Consider the following 17,035-nt stretch of genomic DNA (forward strand, 5'->3'; position numbering starts at 1 on the left):
GATCGACGGCGGGAGTACGTGAATCGTTTCGATGGGTTGGTTGTTTATAAGTCGGATTGTGGTGTTGCTGGCGGGTGTTTATAAGTGATCGACGGCTCCGGAGTGACGGCCTCCAAAGCCCCAGTCGCTGCGGGCGGCGCACGCTCGTTGCGCGCCTCACTCGGTCGCTCACGTTGTTCGCTCCCTCGTTCCGGTGCTTCCGTCGCCTGCGCCGCTCGCAGCAACTGCCCCTTTGAGTCCCACCCAACCGCACAGCACCTCATACCTCCCCAGCCTCGTCGGCCGGCGCTTATAAGCGCCGGCCGACTCCCTCGCGCGTGCTCCTCGCGGCCGCCTCCGGCGGCCACTCGGAGGCACGCAGGGCGAGAGCACAGCTCTCGCTTGCAGCCGGCGGCGAAGCCGCCGGCGACGCCACCACACGGTTCTTTATAAGTACTCGTCGCCGTCGCTCACGGAGTGTTCGCGACAGCAATGAGGGAGAAAGGGATTCGAACCACGGTCGGACGTGCTCGCTTCGCTGCGCGCGACCTCCCTGCTTCGAATCCCTTCTAAGCCGATTCCAGCTGCTCGCGGGTTGCTCGCAGCAGGAATGCGGGGGAAGGGATTCGAACCCTCGAACCTCTACAGGAGCGGATCTTAAGTCCGCCGCTTTTGGCCAGGCTCAGCCACCCCCGCGCGAATTCGGATTCCGGCGGCGGGGTCAAACCCCTTTCGGATGCCGCGGCGGTGCTCTGGATAGCGGGCTCCCACGCAATCCGCCCGACTCCCCCTACCAGTCCACCGACAGGGTCCCGTCCCCGTGCGGATCCGGCGCGATCTCCTCGTCGGTGCGGCGGTCGACGACGTGGATGACGCCCTGGTCCTTCTTCGCGGGACACACCTCGGCGGCCCGGACGTTCTCCGCCAGCTCGTCCTCGCCGATGTAGTACGACCGCGGCTTCGCCATCCCGCTCTGGACGTCCATCACCCAGTTGTCGCCGACCTCGGCGCACTTGCCCGCCCCGAAGCACTTGTTCGCCTCGAAGACGATCTTGTAGGGCTTCTCCTCGATCGGGGGGCCCTCGCCGCCGATGTCGCTCGCGCGCAGCACCTCGCTCTCGGCGTCCGCCTCGTCGCTCATACCCGTGATCGGCGCCCGCCGGACTTTCGTCTGTCGGTCGTTTTCACTCGGCGGGCGGTTCCACCCGGTGATCGGTTTCGTCACCGCGCTCCGCGCCGAGCCCGGTCACCGAGCCCGCTCACCGATGCGCGTCGAGTCCGTCCTCCGGCGCGTCGACGATCTCGTAGCTCCCCTCCGTCCAGCCGTCCTCGACGAAGACGAACACGCGGCCGCCGGCGATCTCGGGGTCGGCGATCACCTCGTTGCGCTGCCCCTCCCGCGCGACGATGACGCCGGGGAACACCTCGTCGCGCTCGCCGTCCTCGACCATGACGCGGCCGACCCCCGAGTCCTCGAGGATCTCGTCGTCGGTGTTGTAGTCGTTGACGTACGTCATCACGCCCTCCGTCTCCGTCGGATCGGTGACGAGCACGTGCGTCTCCTTGCCGGGGCCGGCGGTCACCGACCCCTCGACGGCGTCCGGGACGCCGCGGTAGAGGGTGGTCCGCCCGTCGAGGTACTCGACGACCACGCCCTCCTCGCGGAGGTCGATCCCGATCGACGTGGGGGGAACGTCGCTGCGTGAGGGTGCTGACATACGCGCCGTTCGGTGCGCGCGCCTCAAAAGGGGCGCGCTCGGCGGTCGCGGCTCGGCCATTCAGAAGCGAGAATCGGGGATGCCACATTTAAGGTCCCTCCGCCGGGAGGGTATGTCATGCAACGGACGCGACGGGGCCTGTTGGGCGTCGGCGCCGCCGCGGTCGCCGGGCTCTCCGGGTGTCTCGGCGTCGAGGGCGTCGAGTACCCCGACGCGGCCTCCGAGGACCCGCCGAACGCGGACGGCGGGGACGGCGACGGCGGAGACGACGGGGACGGGAACGCGGACGAGCAGGTCGACGGCGACGACGCCGGGCCGGTCGCGAACGAGGCGCTCGCGGCGGCGACGCGAAACGTCGTCGACGACGCGGTGTGGTTCGCGACCGAGTACCCGTCGGCGGTCGAGACGTATCGCGCGGCGATCCGCGAGGTCGTCGCCGAGATCGACGACGTTCGGGACGAAGCCGACGCGAACGACGCGGTGACCGTCGAGATGGCCGACCGCCTCGACGAGGCCGGGCGCGCGGCCGCCGACACGGCCGCTGACGCGCTGGAACCGCACTTTCACCCCCGCTCTCGGATCGTCTCGCGGACCGAGCGCCACGTCGAGGAGCTTCGGACGTTCGCCCCCCGCGGCGACGTCGATCGGTTCCTAGAGGAGCTCTCGCGGATGCACAGCAACTTCGCCGCCGTCGGGACCGCCACCTACGTCGACGAGGCGTTCTCGCGCGAGCCGATCCACAACCGCCTCCTGGACCGCCTCCTGTATCCCCTCCCGGACGACCCCGAGGAGCGCCGGCGGGTCCGTGGCGAGGCGTTCGTGGAGCTCGGGCTCGCGAGCCGCGGCTTCTCGGCGTTCGCACACGAGCCGTACGACGACGAGGAGCACGACCGGGACCGGATCCCGAGGATCTACGGGAACGCGTTCGAGGCCGCCCGCCGCGAGGAGCTGCGCGCGCGGCTCGGACCGATACCTCGTTCCGAGGACCGGACCGAGGAGCTGTTCGTCGCGTTCGCGGCGCGCCCCGAGGCCGGCAACCGTCCGAGCGAGACGTTCGAGGGGTGGGCCCACGAACTGGACGGCGTCCCCCTGTACGTCCAGCGGTACCCGGACGCGGCGACCGCGAGTGACCGCCTCGACGAGGCGATCGCCGCCGTGTCGACCGAGGGCCGCGCGCCGATCGACCCCGACGCCACCGCGGCCGGCTCCGACTTCTCCGGGAACGCGACGGCGGGGGAGGGCGGAGGGAGCGACGAGACCGACGGGGAGGCGGCGACGGACGAGGGCCCCACCCGCTGGCACCGCCTCTACCACCACGAGGCCGAGGGCGAGCGGTACGGGTACGACGAGCACGCCGGCGTCCAGTACGGCTATGTCGTGCAGGCCGGCGAGTTCGTGCTCGCGACCGGGTTCTCGGGCGACGCGTGGGAGGAGCGCACCGGCTGGCAGGGACGGCTGGCGGACGGGTGGGCGGTGGTCTGATGGACGGGAACGGAGTCGGGCTCACGGCGGCGGTGTTCGCGGTCGTCGGCGCGGGCGTCGGCCTCGTCGCCGCCGCGACCACCGGGTGGGCGGAGGCCGCGCTCGCCACGGCGGCCACCGGCGAGACCGCGCGGTTCGGCCCGGTGTTCGTCGCGCAGTCGTACCTCGCCGTCACAGCCGCCGCGCTGGCCTTCGCGCCGCTGCTCGCCGGCGTGCTCGGCGTCCTCGTCGGGTCGCGGGCGTACGACGCGCGGGAGGCGACCGTGACCTGCGGGCTCGGCGGCGGACTCGGCGCGCTGACGTACGGGCTGGTCGTCGTCGTCCTCGTCGTCGCGTCGCAGGGCGAGGCGGCGACGCAGGCCCACGGGATCGCGGACGCGTTCGGATCGATTCTCACGACCGCGGTCGTCGCCGCCGTCGTCGGCGCGGTGACCGGCGCCCTCGGGTCGGTGACGGGATAACGATGCGGCCGCGCTCGACTCCCGAATGCCGTTGCGACCGAGGGGCGCACGTCGATCGGCTCCGACGACCACCTTTAGGGCGCTCGCCGACGTGGGTGGACGCATGACGCCCTCGCTCCGCCGTCGACGCCTGCTGGCCGCCGCGGTCCCCGGCCTGCTCGCCGGCTGTCTCGTGGAGTCGAGCGGGGAGGCCGGCGGCGCCGACGACGGGACAGGCGACACCGACCGCGAATCGCTCTCCGAGGGAGAGGAGTCCGGGGCTGAGCAGACGGACGGCGAGGAGTCGGACGGGGCGGACGACGACGACGAGGCGGACGGCGCCGAAACCCCCGAGGAGGTCGGCCCCGACGGCTCCGGCCTCGTGGTCACGAACGTCGACGTGCTCGACGTGACCGACGGCGGCTACGAGACGACGGTCGAGGCGCGGCTCACCGTCGAGAACGCCGGGCGGTTCACGTACGGGACCGTCTACTTCCGCGTCGACGCGTACGCGACCCGCCCGAACTCGATCGAGCGCGAGGCGGTCGGATACGCGTCCCAGCGCGTGGAGTACTCTGCGGACGACCGGTTCGACGGGGGAGACGACCCGCGGCGGTTCACCGTCGAGATCGACTTCCGGAGCCGGGACACCCGCGCTCGGCCCGACCCGGACTGGTACGAGGTCGACGCCGCGGTCCGGCGCGCCGAGCCGGTCTGAGGGCGCGGGCGCTTCGGCGGGCCGCGCCGCTCCCTCCCCCGACCGCCCCGAGAGACTCGCCGTGATCGCTACCTCTTTGTCCGCGCTCGCGAGCCGTGAGTGCATGGAGGGACGGGCAGCGGCGCTCGGCGCCGGCACCGTGTTGAACGCGCTCGCGACGGGCACCGGCGCGGCCTTCGGCATCGACGTCGAGACGCGCGCGACGGTGACGCTCGACCCCGGCGCCGACGACGTGCGCGGGGAGATCGCCGAGGCCCCCGACGCGGACACCGCCCTGATCGAGCGCTGCGTCGCGCTCGCGACCGAGCGCTGGGGTGACGGCGAGGGCGGCGCCGTCCGGACCGACAGCGACGTGCCCCTCGCGGCCGGCCTCAAGAGCTCCAGCGCGGCCGCCAACGCGACCGTGCTCGCGACCTGCGACGCGCTCGGGCTCGCGGTCGGGGACGACGCGGACGACCCCGCGGTCGACGTGACCCGCCTCGACGCCTGCCGGCTCGGCGTCCGCGCGGCCCGCGAGGCGGGCGTCACGGTCACGGGCGCGTTCGACGACGCGACCGCCTCGATGCTCGGCGGCGTCACCGTCACCGACAACGGCGCCGACGAGCTGCGGTCGCGCGAGGCCGTCGACTGGGACGTGCTCGTGTGGACCCCGCCCGAGCGCGCCTACAGCGCGGACGCGGACGTGGCGCGCTGCGAGGCCGTCGCGCCGATGGCCGACCTCGTCGCCGACCTCGCGCTGGACGGGCGGTACGCCGAGGCGATGACCGTCAACGGGCTCGCCTTCTCCGCCGCGCTCGGCTTCGACGCCGACCCCGCGGTCGAGGCGATGCCCCACGCCACCGGGGTGTCGCTGTCGGGGACCGGGCCGAGCGTCGTCGCCGTCGCGAACCCAGACGACCCCGAGACCGACCTCGATCGGGTCGCCGACGCGTGGGGCGACCGCCCCGGCACGCTGCGACGAACGACCACCAGGAACGACGGCGCGGCCGTCGAGTGAGCGTCCGCGAGACACCACACAACAGACACACCCACAATGAGTGACACACCGAACTCCGAGGACCGAAGCCTCGACGAACTGCGACACGAGATCGAGGACATCGACCGCGAGATCGTGGAACTGATCGCCCGCCGGACCTACGTCGCCGACACGGTCGCGGCCGTGAAAGACGAGCGCGACCTCCCGACGACCGACGAGGGACAGGAGGAGCGCGTGATGGAACGGGCCGGCGAGAACGCCGAGCGGTTCGACGTCGACGCCAACCTCGTGAAAGCGATCTTCCGGCTGCTGATCGAGTTGAACAAGGTCGAGCAGCGGGAGAGTCGATAGTCGTCTCAGGATAGTTTTAGACGCTTCATCACCTGATTAGTGATTCGAAAACCGGTCTAGGGAGTTCGCCGTGTTCGGTCGGGGTAGTCGGAAGATGGGCTGACTCAATCTAGCCCGAGACTCAGTTTCAGTGCTTCGTCGACCTCGGCCATGATCGGCTCGCTCAGACTTCCGACAACCGAGTGAATCCGCTTTTCGATAGAGACGACGCGAATCTGGTCGAGACGAACTGATGAGTCCTTCTCGAACGGTGAGCCATCCGCTTCGACCAGCACCTCGAAGGGGTATCCCCGATGCGTGCCTGTCGCGGGAGCAACGATGGTTGTACTGGAGTTTCGATTTCCGATATCGTTTTGCACAATCACCGCAGGCCGGGTCTTCTTCATCTCACGGCCCTCGGCAGGGTCGAGACGGACGATTACGACATCGCCACGCCGAACCTCGGTATCATCGGTCATTCATCGAGTCCGCTCCACGCCTCGTCGGATGCTCCCTTCCACTCCTCCGCGAGATGGTCGGCGCTCTCGGAAGCCTCGCGGTACGCGGCGGCTAATTCGTCCTCGTCAGGTCCGGCAGACTCGACTTCGACGACGGCGACGGTCACGCGTTTGTTCGCGTATTCTGTTCCGAGATAGATACGACCTCGGTCGTCAGTCTCGTTGGTTCGCAGGTCGCGGGCATCCACCTTCGTCATGTTACCCACTACAATCCACTCCTGGATAAGTATTACCCACTATTACCCACGGAGATGCTTTTCCGTCAATGTTCCATAGATTTCGGCGACCTGAGCAAGGGCGGCGGAAGAGTCGGGAGGACGCTACACTCTCGCCCCCGCCCGGCGTTGCTGAGGCGCCTCGCGCCGAGCGCACGCCGTTCGTCTGACTGACTTTTATCTTCCTGACTGTGCTATTATTTACCACGGACAATGGCCTCCGACCCTCCAGCCGAGAGCGCGACGGAGCGACCGGCGTTGCGGTGGTCCGACAGCGGCGGCTCCGCGGCGGCAGGCGCCGAGGCCCGCGGCGACGACCGCACCGAGGGCCCCCGCGACGCGGAGCGAGCGGTCGCCGACGACGACCGCGACGTCGAACGGCTCGAAGCCGAGCTTGAACGCAAAGAGGAACAGCTCCGGTACGTCACCGAACAGTACGAGGAACTGCTGGCGGAGAAGAACGAGCGGCTCGCGGACGACGGCGACGACGACCGGGGGCGGACCACGCTCCGATCGCGGCTCGCCGGATACCTCCCCGACCTTCGGTGACGTATCGATCTCGTTTCTCTGGCCGCGAACCCGCCGTCGACGCCGGGGTTTTTGTCCGCCCGCCCCGGATCGAGACGCGATGTCACGTGACAGGATCTCACACCGCGACGGCCACGTCTACGAGTTCGCGCCGGCGATGGACCCCGTCTACGAGGCGGCCGACGGCGAGTCGCTCACGATCGAGACGGTCGACAGCCTGAACGGCGCGATCCAGACGGACGACGATCTTCTCGACGCGATCCCGGAGGAGGTGAACGCCGCCACCGGGCCGATCGCGGTCGCGGGGGCCAGCCCGGGCGACGTGCTCGCGGTCGAGATCGAGGACGTGCGCGTCACTGAGGACGTCGGGCGCGTCCTCACCGCCCCCGGATTCGGACTCCTGCAGGACGACCCCGACATCGACCACCCGGCGACGCGGATCACGGAGGTGGACGCCGAGAGCGACGGATCGAGCGGTGGGATCGACTTCGAGGGGATCGACGTGCCGATCGAGCCGGTGATCGGCACGATCGGGGTCGCGACCGCCGAGGAGACCGTGTCGACGCTCACGCCGGACGACCACGGCGGCAACCTCGACACGACCGACATGACGGCGGGGACGACGGCGTACTTCCCGGTGTTTCAGGAGGGCGCGATGCTCGCGATGGGCGACTCGAAGGCCGCGATGGCCGACGGCGAGATGTGCGGAACCGGCGCCGAGATCGGCACCGAGATCGACGTGACGCTCTCGGTGATCGAAGCCCCCGAAATCCCGCTCCGTCGCCCCCTCGTCGACACCGGCGACGCGGTCAAGACGATCGCGAGCGCGCCGACGATGGAGGAGGCCGCCGAGCTCGCGAACCGCGACGCGGTGCGGCTGCTGGCGCACGAACACGGGTTCTCTCGGACCGAGGCGTACCTGTTCTCCAGCCTCGTCGGCGGCCTCGAGATCAGTCAGGTGGTCGACCCGCAAGTCACCGTGCGCAATGCGGTCCCGAGCGAGCACCTCTCGGTTCCGTTCTGACCGGCGGCCGGGACCGCCCGGTCACGTCCGCATCGACCGATCTCGCGTCCGAATCGACCGATCTCGCGTCCGAATCGACCGATCTCGCGTCCGCATCGACCGGTCACTCCTCGGCGGTGCGCCCGCGATCGGCGAGCCGCCGGGCGGCGTCGCTCAGGCCGCCGGCGTCGTCCCCGGTCTCCTCGGTGTCCGCCTCTTCCCGGTCCTCGCTGTCCTCGTGTTCCGCCTCGTCTCCGTCTGTCGGAGTGTCCGCATCGCCGAGCTCGATCCCCGCCGAGCCGCCGCCGGCGACGTCTTCCGGGTCGGCGTCCGGGGGATAGCTCCGCTCGGCCGGGGGGACGAAGGCGGTCTCGACCGCGCGGACGACCTCGCGGACGCTCTCCTCGTCGAGCCGGTCGGCGTACGCCTCGCGGATCAGGTCGGGGACGGCGTAGGCGTAGTGCCCCCGGCCCGCGTGGCGGATGAGCCCCGCACGCCGGATCGGTCGGTGTCGGCTGTACGCGTGCCCGGAGTCGCCGTCGCCGCCGGCGTCGATGTGGGCGGCGACGGGGTCGCTGACGCCCTCTCGGCGGTAGTGTCGCAGCATCCCCTGCGAGAGATCCGGGAGCGTCTCGATCCGGCTCCGGAGCTCCTCGATGACCGCCTCGCGGGTGCCGAGCTCGACCGCGTCGTCGAACCGGAGCGCGCTCTCGGCCACGTCGGCGCGCGTGACCGGGTCGACGTCGTCGACGTCGGCGGCGGGAGCGTCGCCGGTTCCGGAATCGACGTCCGACGTGTCGGCGCGGGTGTCCTCGGCGGTGCCGGTCGCAGCGTCGCTCTCCGCGTCGGCGACGTCGAGGTCGGCTGCCGGGTTCCCGTCGGCCGCCGGGTTCCCGCCGTCCGCGGCCTCGCCGTCCGCGGTCCCGCCGTCGCCCTCGGTCGCGGCGACCGCCTCGTCGTACGACTTGAGGACGGACTGGCCGCCGTCCTCGTCCTCGTCGCTTCCGGGATAGCCGCCGCCGGGCGCGGTCCCCCCGCCGCCGCGGTACGGCGCCTCGGCCTTCCCGAGGAGCGCCTGCGCGAACTGGTCGGCCATGTTGCTCAGGTCGCGCGCCTCCTCTAACTCGCGTTCGAGCTCCTGGATGCGCCGGTCCTTCTTGTCGAGCTCCTGGCGGAGGTCGGCGATCTCGGACTCGCGGCGCTCCTTCTCGTCGGAGATCGACTGAAGCTCCCCCACGAGGTCGCTGGAGACCGACTTCAGCTCGGGGCGCTCGAAGTCGTCGAGCCCGGGGGTCGCCCCCGCGTCGAACGTCTCCTTGCGGTGGAACTGGATCCGGCGGATCGACTCGTCCCAGTCGGTCATCAGGAAGGCCTCACCGTCGCCCAGATCCTCCACCGCGCTCGCGTACTTCGAGCCGAGGATCCGGCCCACGACCTTCGTGTCGTTGTCCCAGGTGAGCCGGTGCCAGCAGAGCCAGTCGCACTGGGTGATGAAGTCCTTCTTCACGTCGGCCGGGCGCTGGCTGATCCCGACGATGCCGAGGCCGTGTTTCCGGCCGCGCTTTCCGACCTTGATCAGCATCTTGCCCGTCTCGTCCATCCCGCCGCCCTCGGGGATGTACTCGTGGCACTCCTCGACGACGAGCAGGAAGGGCTTCTTGAGGCGCTTCTCCTTGGCGAACAGCTGTTTGACGACCTCTAAGAGGAGCTCGTTGGCCGTCTCTTCTTCGAGGTAGCCCGAGACGTCGAGGATGATCGGGACGTTCTGCTCCAAGGCGAGGGTCGCGATCTTCTCAGCGTGTTCCGGCGAGACGACGATGTCGCACTCGTCGTCGGCGCCGGCGTGGAGAATCTCGTACTCTTCTTTTAAGCCGTAATACTCTCCGTCCGTGTCGACGATGAGCACCGGAAACCCGTTATCGAGGAGATTCTCGATCACGACGCTCGCGGTGTTGCTCTTCCCGGACCCGCTTTTTCCCGTTATGAAGGATCGGCCGGTGAGCACGTCGACGACCGGAAGCTCCACCGGCGAGCCCGGTTCCGCCGTCGCGTCGCCGCCGATCCCCTCGCTGACGTCCGCGACGTGGATCGTCTCCTCCTCGCTCATACTCGTGAGAGGTGGCGCCCACCCCATAAACCATCGGCTCGGTCGACGGTCCGAGTCGGAACGGGTGAAGCGAACCGACGGGTACCTCTCCGAGAAGTAGACGAACCGCTACCGACGACTGGACCAAGAACACCGACGACGCCCTCCCCAACGCAGTTATCGGCGCGCTCACAGCGGTTCACTTATAAACTGCTGACTGACACGCACCACTCCGAATCCCCAGCAGCGAGAATCGAAGATTCTCTGGAAGCCGGCGCTATGCGCCGGCGACTGGCCCTTCGAGTTCCGCCCCGCACGGCACCGCACCTCACACCTCCCCAGCCTCGTCGGTCGCCTCCGCTTCGCTCCGGCGACCGACTCCCTCGTACGGGCGGTTCGCGCCCCGCCGGGCGCTCACCGGCGCACGCCACCGCACGGCCACTTATAAATAGTCCACCGCAATCGACGATCCCGTTTAGTGCTCGCCGCCGGTCCCGCGCCGGTCGGAGTCCAAGTCGATGTCGAGCTCGTCGAGCAGTTCCTCGGCCTCCTCGCGCTTCTCCTGGTGGTCTTCGAGGAACTCGCGCATCAGCTCGGCCGCCTGCTCCTTGCAGCCGCCACAGAGGCGCTCGCCGTTGACGCACTCGGAGTAGACGGTCTTCGTCAGCTCGTCGTCGTCGCCCGCGAGCAGGTAGGCGTACAGCTCGTAGACGGGACACTCGTCGGCCTCGCCGCCCAGTTCGCGCTGCTTTTCGGCGGTGTCGCGGCCGCCGGTCGTCGCCGCCCGGACCTTGTCGTAGCCGTCCTCGGGGTCGTCGAGCAGGGAGATGTGGCTCGCCGGGACCGACGAGGACATCTTCCCGCCGGTGAGCCCGGTCATGAAGCGGTGGTAGATCGAGGAGGGCTGGCGGAAGCCGAACCCGTCGTGGTCGATCTCGACCTCGCGGGCGACCGACTCGGCCTCGCCGCGGGTGAGGTCGAAGGCGTCGACGTGGCCCTCGAATACGCGCTTCTCGCCGTCGACCGCCTCGATCAGCGCCTCGAACGCCTCGTCGGTTGCGTTGCGGTCGAAGAAGCGCACGCGGGGCCGGAGCGGTTCCTTCCCGCCGGCCTCGAGCTTGTCGAGGGCGCCGGACTTGGCCTCGGCGACCGCCTCGGGCGGCTCGTAGTCGGCGAGCCAGTCGGCGGCGTCCTCGCAGCGCACGTCGGTCTCGGCGTCGTCGACCGCGCCGTCGCCGTCGGGGTCCGCGAGCGCGTCGTAGGCGGCCCGCACGAGCTGCCGCTCGTCGTCGTCGAGCTCGAAGGAGGCGAACGCCTCGGTCACCTTGAAGTAGCGCACGCGGGTCGCCAGGTCGCGGGTGAGCCGGACGTGGGGGTCCTGGTCCGGCCCGACGGGAATGACGGTGGGCTTCGGCTCGTCGACCAGCTGCGGGTAGAGGATGTCCGCGGTCTGAGTGATCACGCTCTGCATGTGCGAGATGTTGGTCTCGCCGTCGAAGCCGTAGATCGCCTCAAACTCCGAGAAGTTCGCCTTCGAGCCGAGCTCGAAGCCGAGGTCCTGTACCTCGCGGTTGTCGGACTGGCGGTAGATCTCCCCCTCCTCGGCGTCGAAGCCGAGCGCGAGGAGCGAGAGGAGGTAGTTGCGGGCGTGCTCGTCGATTTCGTCCCACGACATCCCGCGCGCGGAGTGGGCCTCCAGGTCGGCGATCAGCCCGAAGGCGTCGCCGCCCTGCTGTTGATGCCAGATGATCTCGTCGAACACGAGCTTGTGGCCGATGTGGGGGTCGCCGGTGGGCATGAACCCGGAGAGCGCGGCGAACGGCTCGTCGTTGGCCATCGCCTCGGCGACGGCGTCGTACTCGCGGTGCCCGAAGATGACGCCGCGGCGCATCAGGTAGTGGGGGTCGACCACGTCGTCGGCGACCTCGTCGAACGCCTCGATGCCGAACTCCTCGAAGAGGTCCGCGTAGTCGCCGACCGACGCCGACCCCCAGGGGTCGAGCGCGACGTCCTCGGTCGGTTCCGCGCGCTCGGTCCCGCCGTCGGCCCGGGGGTCGCCCGCCGTCGGCGCCTCCCCGTCGGGGGTGTCCTCGTCCATACGTCCCTTCCAGTCGGTCGACGCAAAAACCGTTCGCTTGCGCGGGAGCGGTTGGCACGCCCTCGGACGGGGGACGGCGGGGGAGCCCGTCCCCCCGCGTTCCTCCGCGTTCCCAGCGGGCGACCGAGCGGGCGTACCGTTATTTGCCGCCGGATCGAACGGGGACCTATGTACGACGACCTGCTGGTGCCGACCGACGGGAGCGAGGCGGTCGACCGCGCGCTCGATCACGCGGTCCGGCTGGCGACCGACCACGACGCGACGATCCACGCGCTGTACGTCGTCGACCGGCGCATCGCCACCGCGAGCTCGGGCGAACTGCACGACGAGGTCGTCGCCGACCTCGAGTCGCAGGGCGAGGCGGCGGTCGCCGCGGTCGCCGACCGCGCCGAGGAGGCCGGCGTCGACGTCGAGACCCGCGTCGTGTCGGGGACGCCGGACACGGAGATCGTCGACTACGCCGACGAGCACGGGATCGACGTGATCGTGATGAGCCCGGAGGGGAAGTCGCCGCGCGAGCGGATCCGGTCGCTCGGCAGCGTCTCCGACCGCGTGGCCGACGACGCGAACGTCCCGGTGTTCCTGATCAAGTAGCGGGGCCCGCGCCGGCGCCCTCGCCCGATCTACTCCGCGAGATCCGCCGCGGAGTCGGCGATCTCGTCGACGCGCTCGCGCTGCCGGTCGGTCGCGGCGGCGATCTCGCTCGCGCTCTCGGCGACCGTCTCCGCCGAGTCCGCCGACTCGTCGACCATGGCGGCCACCTCCTCGACGGAGGTCGCCTGCGAGTCCATCGCGTCGGACACCTCCGCGACCCCGTCTGAGGCGTCCGCCACCGCGCTCTCGATCGCCGCCAACCGCTCGACGGCCTCGTCGACCTGTCCCGTGCCCGCCGTGACGCGGTCGGCGACCCGCTCGAGCTCGTCGAGCGTCGACTCCCCGCTGTCGGCCACCTCCTCGACCGTGTCCTCGATGTCTGCGGCGTGGTCGCTGGCGTCCTGGGCGAGCGACTTCACCTCGTCGGCGACGACCGCGAAGCCGGAGCCGGCCTCCCCGGCGCGGGCGGCCTCGATAGAGGCGTTCAACGCGAGTAGGTTCGTCTGTTCGGCCACGTCGCCGATCACGTCGGCGACGCCCCTGATCTCGTCGACGCGCTCCTGGAGGTCGGCCATCTCCTCGCGGACGGCCTCGGTGGCCTCTCGGATCTCCGCCATCGTCTCCGCGGCGTCGTCCGCGACCTCGACGCCCCCGGCCGCCAGATCCGCGGCGTCGTCGCTCGTCGCGGCCACCTCGTCGGCGGTGGCGGCGACCTCCTCGACGGTCGCGGTCATCTCGTTGGCCTCCCGGGAGAGGTCGTCCATCCGCTCGGACTGCCGCCCGGCGAGGTCGTCGATCCGGTCGCTCTCCTCGGCGACCGCCGCCGTGGTCTCGCGGAGGGCCGCCGCCGGATCGCCGATCCGCTCGGCGACTCGACGCGAGAGCTCCCGCTGGCGGCGGGCCTCGCGTTCCGCCTCCGCGGCGTACGAGTCGACGTAGGTGTCGATCGCGAGCTGTTGGTCGAGGAGGAACGCCTTGAGCACCGACAGCGCCTCGGCGCGGAACTGCTCGACCGCCTCCGCAGCGTCGGCGGTCGCGGAGCGCTCGGCGGTCGCAGCGCCCCCGTCGATCGGTCCGCCCGCTGCCGGCGATCCGAACCCGTCTCCGTCACCGTTCTGGTCGAGCGCCCGTTCCGCCAACACGTCGAAAATTCCCTCGTAGTACACCGCGTACTGCCCGAGGTACGCGTCGGGGCCGAGGCCGAGCAGGTCGTGGAGCCGGCCAACGCGCGCCCGGTCGGCGAAGTACTCCCGGCCGTAGTCGCCGCCGACCAGGTCGGTGAGATACCGCTGCTGGCCGGCGACGAGCGCCGGCATCGGGAGGGAGGACCGGTCGAGCACCGCCCGGACCTCCGGATCGGAGTCGATGTGATCGTAGAAGTCGTCGACGATGTCGTCCGTGACCGGGTCGACGTCGTCCGCGATCGCGGAGAGCCGCGCGGCGTCCCGTTCGTCGAACCGGGTGTACCGTTTCCGGCGTTCGATCTCGGCGTCGTCGATCCCGAGGTTGTCCAACAGCTCGTCGCCGTCGACCGTCGCTCGGATGTCGTCGTCGACGCCGCGCTCGCGGTCTCGATGAGTCCCTTGGCTGCTCATATCAGAGGTATCCGGATCCGGTTTATGAGTCCTCTCTCCCGATTATCAGGTCGAACATTTTTCCGGTACTGCGCCGCCCCGGCCCCGATCAGGACGCGCCACCGACAGCTCGGGCACGGACGAACGGGGCCTAGGTCCGACCGAGTTAGGTGACTGGGAGCACGGACACACGAGCATGGAACTCACCGTCCTCGGGTCCGGCAGCGCCATGCCGGTCCCGGACCGCGCGCAGGCCGGCTACCTCCTCGACGACGGCGACCGCTCCCTCCTCGTCGACTGCGGCAGCGGCGTCCTCCAGCGACTCGCGGGCACCGACACCGGCTACGAGGGGGTCTCGACCGTCCTCTTAACCCACCACCACCTCGATCACGTCGCGGCGCTGCTCCCGCTGATAAAGGCCCGGTGGCTCGCCGGCGAGGAGCACTTGGAAGTCGTCGGCCCCGCGGGGACCAAGTCGCTCCTCGACGGACTCCTCGACGTCCACGAGTACCTCGACGGACGGATCGACCTGGCGGTCCGCGAGGTGTCGGCGTCGCGCCCCTTCGCGGCGGCCGGGTTCGACGTGACCGCCCGCGAGACGCGCCACTCGATGGCGGGGTTCGCCTATCGGTTCTCGCCGCCGAGCGCCGACGTCGACCCGGCGGACGGACCGCTCACGCTCTCGGGGGACACGGAGGCGTTCGCGGGCATGGCGTCGTTCGCGGACGGGAGCGATCTGTTGGTCCACGACTGCTCGTTCCCGGACGGGACCGACGTGTCGAACCACCCGAACCCCACGGAGCTCGGCGAGTCGCTCGCCGGCGTCGACGTCGACACGCTACTGCTCTCGCACCTGTATCCGCACACGGGAGGTCGCGAGCACGAGATGGCGCGAAGCGTCCGGGACGCCGGCTTCGACGGGGACGTCGAGGTCGCCAGCGACGGGCTCCGGATCGCGATCGCCGAACGGTCCGAGCCCACGGGCGAGAGATCGACCGCCGATACGGACCACGCGAACGCGAGAGACGAAACGTAACCGTACCACGTTACACTGACCCACGATCCACCCGGTTATTTAAGCGAACGCGGCGGTTCCGTTCGGACATGACCGGCCCACTCGCGGACGACTTCGGACGGGAGGTGACGGGGGTTCGGATCTCGCTCACCGACCGGTGTAACTTCGACTGCGTCTACTGTCACAACGAGGGGTTAGGCGACACGCGGGGGCCGATGGAGCCGAGCGACGACGAGATGACCGCCGACGACGTGGTCCGCTTCCTGGAGGTCGTCGAGGGGTACGGCGTCGACTCGGTGAAGTTCACGGGCGGCGAGCCGATGCTCCGGCAGGACCTCGAGGAGATCGTCGAGCGCACGCCCGACTCGATGGAGGTGTCGCTGACGACCAACGGCACCTTCCTCCCCGGCCGCGCCGCGGACCTGAAGGCGGCCGGCCTCGACCGCGTGAACGTCTCGCAGGACGCGCTCGACCCTGACGACTTCGCGGAGGTCACCAAGTCGGGCGCCTACGAGAAGGTGTTAGAGGGCGTCAAAGCCGCCGTCGACGCCGGGCTCGACCCCGTCAAGCTCAACATGGTCGTGTTCACGCACACCGCGGGCTACGTCGAGGAGATGGTCGAGCACGTCGCCGACAACGAGGGGCTCCAGCTCCAGCTCATCCAGTACATGCCAGAGCTCACCGGGAAGCCGGAGTGGAACATCGACATCCAGCGCGTCCACGACTGGCTCGCGGAGCAGGCCGACCGCGTCGAGCGCCGCGAGATGCACGACCGCAAGCGCTACTTCGTCGGCGAGGACAGCGACGACGACACCGGCGGCATGGTCGAGATCGTCGACCCCGTCGAGAACGAGGACTTCTGTGCGAACTGCGGGCGCGTCCGCGTCACCCACGAGGGGTACTTAAAAGGGTGTCTCAACCGCAACGACGACCTCCGGTCGATGGGCGAGATGACCCGTGACGAAATCGCGGAGACGTTCGAGGAAGTGGTCGCCAATCGGGTCCCGTACTACGGCGAGTACCTGGTCGAGAACGACGACGGCGAGTACGAGATCAACGAGGAGTACCTCGGGACGCCGAGCGTGGCGGACTGAGGCGGGCCTATAAACCGATCTCGGAGCGCCTTCTCAACCGGACCCGGTTACGAGCGTCTCCCTGAACGACTCTGCGGACGCCTCGCTTTCGAACGTCATCCGGAACGCCCCGTCCCACTCGCCGTCGACGATGGAGCGCGCCAGCGGCTGTGCGACGCCGAACCGGTTCAGTTTCTCGCCGTCGGCGATCACCGCGATCTCGGCGTCCTCGTACCGCTCGCCGAGGTCGGCCGCGACCGCCGTCTCGGTGGCCGCCTCGACCCCCTCGTCGGTCAGTCGAAGGGCGAGGTAGGGCATCCCGTTTTGACCCGTCTCCACCGGCCCGACCGTCTCGACGTGCCGGCTCTCGAAGAGCGTCCGCGTCTCGTCGACCGTGAGCGTGACCCGAAGGGAAGCGTCGTCCGCCACCGGGTCGCCGGCCGGTTCCGAGCCGGACTCGGACTCCGTCGGTCCCGACTCGCCGGCGCCACCGTCGACGGCGTCACCCGAGACGAGATCGTCGGGGAGGGCGCCGGTACAGCCGGCGACCGCGACCGCGCCGGCGACGCCGCAAAGGCCGAGATAGCCGCGTCTGGAGGGCTGCATACGGCGAGCCAGTCGCGGAACGATGAAATGCTTTGTGACGAACACCGCCGACCGCACGACGAACGAACGGGCACGGTGGGAT

The 17,035-nt window shown here is 69.9% G+C and carries 18 protein-coding genes and 1 tRNA gene; 10 read left to right on the plus strand and 9 right to left on the minus strand.

Annotated elements, in window-relative coordinates; translation table 11 throughout:
• Positions 1-590: 590 nt before the first annotated feature.
• The 3 genes from CK500_RS10455 to CK500_RS10465 form a co-directional block, all read right to left on the minus strand.
• Positions 591-675 (minus strand) — tRNA-Leu (locus CK500_RS10455).
• A 94-nt stretch (positions 676-769) separates the two neighbouring features.
• Positions 770-1,120, minus strand: coding sequence for a ferredoxin (locus CK500_RS10460; RefSeq protein ID WP_095637180.1), 351 nt, complete (start codon positions 1,118-1,120; stop codon positions 770-772).
• A 118-nt stretch (positions 1,121-1,238) separates the two neighbouring features.
• Positions 1,239-1,697: a DUF5796 family protein gene (locus tag CK500_RS10465; RefSeq protein WP_095637181.1), complete on the minus strand. Its 459-nt coding sequence runs from the start codon at positions 1,695-1,697 to the stop codon at positions 1,239-1,241.
• Between the two features lie 117 nt (positions 1,698-1,814).
• On the opposite strand from CK500_RS10465, the gene CK500_RS10470 reads away from it, so the two are divergent.
• From CK500_RS10470 to CK500_RS10490, 5 genes are all read left to right on the plus strand, one after another.
• Positions 1,815-3,179, plus strand: coding sequence for a hypothetical protein (locus CK500_RS10470; RefSeq protein ID WP_095637182.1), 1,365 nt, complete (start codon positions 1,815-1,817; stop codon positions 3,177-3,179).
• A complete protein-coding gene (locus CK500_RS10475) occupies positions 3,179-3,640 on the plus strand; it encodes a hypothetical protein (RefSeq protein ID WP_095637183.1) in 462 nt (153 codons plus the stop codon). Before CK500_RS10470 ends, CK500_RS10475 begins: the two co-directional genes overlap by 1 nt.
• A gap of 103 nt (positions 3,641-3,743) precedes the next feature.
• Positions 3,744-4,337: a hypothetical protein gene (locus tag CK500_RS10480; protein WP_095637184.1), complete on the plus strand. Its 594-nt coding sequence runs from the start codon at positions 3,744-3,746 to the stop codon at positions 4,335-4,337.
• Positions 4,338-4,440: 103 nt separating this feature from the next.
• Positions 4,441-5,334: a shikimate kinase gene (locus tag CK500_RS10485; RefSeq protein WP_095637185.1), complete on the plus strand. Its 894-nt coding sequence runs from the start codon at positions 4,441-4,443 to the stop codon at positions 5,332-5,334.
• 36 nt (positions 5,335-5,370) lie between these two features.
• Positions 5,371-5,664, plus strand: coding sequence for a chorismate mutase (locus CK500_RS10490; protein ID WP_095637186.1), 294 nt, complete (start codon positions 5,371-5,373; stop codon positions 5,662-5,664).
• Positions 5,665-5,768: 104 nt separating this feature from the next.
• Here the strand turns inward: CK500_RS10490 and CK500_RS10495 are convergent, their stop codons facing one another.
• Both CK500_RS10495 and CK500_RS10500 read right to left on the minus strand, forming a co-directional pair.
• Positions 5,769-6,122, minus strand: coding sequence for a type II toxin-antitoxin system PemK/MazF family toxin (locus tag CK500_RS10495; RefSeq protein ID WP_095637187.1), 354 nt, complete (start codon positions 6,120-6,122; stop codon positions 5,769-5,771).
• Positions 6,119-6,358: a hypothetical protein gene (locus tag CK500_RS10500; RefSeq protein WP_095637188.1), complete on the minus strand. Its 240-nt coding sequence runs from the start codon at positions 6,356-6,358 to the stop codon at positions 6,119-6,121. The genes CK500_RS10495 and CK500_RS10500 overlap by 4 nt, the downstream gene beginning before the upstream one ends.
• 231 nt (positions 6,359-6,589) lie before the next feature.
• On the opposite strand from CK500_RS10500, the gene CK500_RS10505 reads away from it, so the two are divergent.
• Positions 6,590-6,925, plus strand: a complete 336-nt coding sequence (locus tag CK500_RS10505; RefSeq protein WP_095637189.1) for a hypothetical protein — start codon at positions 6,590-6,592, stop codon at positions 6,923-6,925.
• 79 nt (positions 6,926-7,004) lie between these two features.
• Complete coding sequence (locus tag CK500_RS10510; protein WP_095637190.1) at positions 7,005-7,928, plus strand: acetamidase/formamidase family protein; 924 nt, start codon at positions 7,005-7,007, stop codon at positions 7,926-7,928.
• 103 nt (positions 7,929-8,031) lie between these two features.
• On the opposite strand, the gene CK500_RS10515 is transcribed toward CK500_RS10510, so the two are convergent.
• On the minus strand, positions 8,032-10,014 hold the full coding sequence (locus tag CK500_RS10515; protein ID WP_095637191.1) for an ATP-binding protein: 1,983 nt from the start codon (positions 10,012-10,014) through the stop codon (positions 8,032-8,034).
• A gap of 454 nt (positions 10,015-10,468) precedes the next feature.
• On the minus strand, positions 10,469-12,091 hold the full coding sequence (locus tag CK500_RS10520) for a tryptophan--tRNA ligase (protein ID WP_095637192.1): 1,623 nt from the start codon (positions 12,089-12,091) through the stop codon (positions 10,469-10,471).
• A 168-nt stretch (positions 12,092-12,259) separates the two neighbouring features.
• Here CK500_RS10520 and CK500_RS10525 point away from each other — a divergent pair, with 168 nt between their 5' ends.
• A complete protein-coding gene (locus CK500_RS10525) occupies positions 12,260-12,685 on the plus strand; it encodes a universal stress protein (RefSeq protein WP_095637193.1) in 426 nt (141 codons plus the stop codon).
• 29 nt (positions 12,686-12,714) lie between these two features.
• On the opposite strand, the gene CK500_RS10530 is transcribed toward CK500_RS10525, so the two are convergent.
• The gene (locus CK500_RS10530) at positions 12,715-14,280 is read right to left on the minus strand and encodes a globin-coupled sensor protein (protein WP_095637194.1); all 1,566 of its coding nucleotides are present in this window, start codon (positions 14,278-14,280) and stop codon (positions 12,715-12,717) included.
• Positions 14,281-14,455: 175 nt separating this feature from the next.
• Here CK500_RS10530 and CK500_RS10535 point away from each other — a divergent pair, with 175 nt between their 5' ends.
• Complete coding sequence (locus CK500_RS10535) at positions 14,456-15,295, plus strand: MBL fold metallo-hydrolase (RefSeq protein ID WP_233139119.1); 840 nt, start codon at positions 14,456-14,458, stop codon at positions 15,293-15,295.
• Positions 15,296-15,363: 68 nt separating this feature from the next.
• On the plus strand, positions 15,364-16,368 hold the full coding sequence (gene moaA, locus CK500_RS10540) for a GTP 3',8-cyclase MoaA (RefSeq protein ID WP_095637195.1): 1,005 nt from the start codon (positions 15,364-15,366) through the stop codon (positions 16,366-16,368).
• 33 nt (positions 16,369-16,401) lie between these two features.
• Here the strand turns inward: moaA and CK500_RS10545 are convergent, their stop codons facing one another.
• Positions 16,402-16,953, minus strand: a complete 552-nt coding sequence (locus CK500_RS10545) for a hypothetical protein (RefSeq protein ID WP_095637196.1) — start codon at positions 16,951-16,953, stop codon at positions 16,402-16,404.
• Positions 16,954-17,035: the final 82 nt, after the last annotated feature.

It is taken from the genome of Halorubrum salipaludis, assembly GCF_002286985.1.
Classification (GTDB): Archaea; Halobacteriota; Halobacteria; order Halobacteriales; family Haloferacaceae; genus Halorubrum; species Halorubrum salipaludis.

Coding starts and splice junctions, on each gene's coding strand:
- CK500_RS10470 (WP_095637182.1), top strand. CDS start 1,815: ATGCAACGGACGCGACGGGGCCTGTTGGGCGTCGGCGCCGCCGCGGTC.
- CK500_RS10510 (WP_095637190.1), top strand. CDS start 7,005: ATGTCACGTGACAGGATCTCACACCGCGACGGCCACGTCTACGAGTTC.
- CK500_RS10545 (WP_095637196.1), bottom strand. CDS start 16,953: ATGCAGCCCTCCAGACGCGGCTATCTCGGCCTTTGCGGCGTCGCCGGC.
- CK500_RS10535 (WP_233139119.1), top strand. CDS start 14,456: ATGGAACTCACCGTCCTCGGGTCCGGCAGCGCCATGCCGGTCCCGGAC.
- CK500_RS10480 (WP_095637184.1), top strand. CDS start 3,744: ATGACGCCCTCGCTCCGCCGTCGACGCCTGCTGGCCGCCGCGGTCCCC.
- CK500_RS10530 (WP_095637194.1), bottom strand. CDS start 14,280: ATGAGCAGCCAAGGGACTCATCGAGACCGCGAGCGCGGCGTCGACGAC.
- CK500_RS10475 (WP_095637183.1), top strand. CDS start 3,179: ATGGACGGGAACGGAGTCGGGCTCACGGCGGCGGTGTTCGCGGTCGTC.
- CK500_RS10515 (WP_095637191.1), bottom strand. CDS start 10,014: ATGAGCGAGGAGGAGACGATCCACGTCGCGGACGTCAGCGAGGGGATC.
- CK500_RS10490 (WP_095637186.1), top strand. CDS start 5,371: ATGAGTGACACACCGAACTCCGAGGACCGAAGCCTCGACGAACTGCGA.
- CK500_RS10500 (WP_095637188.1), bottom strand. CDS start 6,358: ATGACGAAGGTGGATGCCCGCGACCTGCGAACCAACGAGACTGACGAC.
- moaA (WP_095637195.1), top strand. CDS start 15,364: ATGACCGGCCCACTCGCGGACGACTTCGGACGGGAGGTGACGGGGGTT.
- CK500_RS10460 (WP_095637180.1), bottom strand. CDS start 1,120: ATGAGCGACGAGGCGGACGCCGAGAGCGAGGTGCTGCGCGCGAGCGAC.
- CK500_RS10520 (WP_095637192.1), bottom strand. CDS start 12,091: ATGGACGAGGACACCCCCGACGGGGAGGCGCCGACGGCGGGCGACCCC.
- CK500_RS10485 (WP_095637185.1), top strand. CDS start 4,441: ATGGAGGGACGGGCAGCGGCGCTCGGCGCCGGCACCGTGTTGAACGCG.
- CK500_RS10505 (WP_095637189.1), top strand. CDS start 6,590: ATGGCCTCCGACCCTCCAGCCGAGAGCGCGACGGAGCGACCGGCGTTG.
- CK500_RS10465 (WP_095637181.1), bottom strand. CDS start 1,697: ATGTCAGCACCCTCACGCAGCGACGTTCCCCCCACGTCGATCGGGATC.
- CK500_RS10525 (WP_095637193.1), top strand. CDS start 12,260: ATGTACGACGACCTGCTGGTGCCGACCGACGGGAGCGAGGCGGTCGAC.
- CK500_RS10495 (WP_095637187.1), bottom strand. CDS start 6,122: ATGACCGATGATACCGAGGTTCGGCGTGGCGATGTCGTAATCGTCCGT.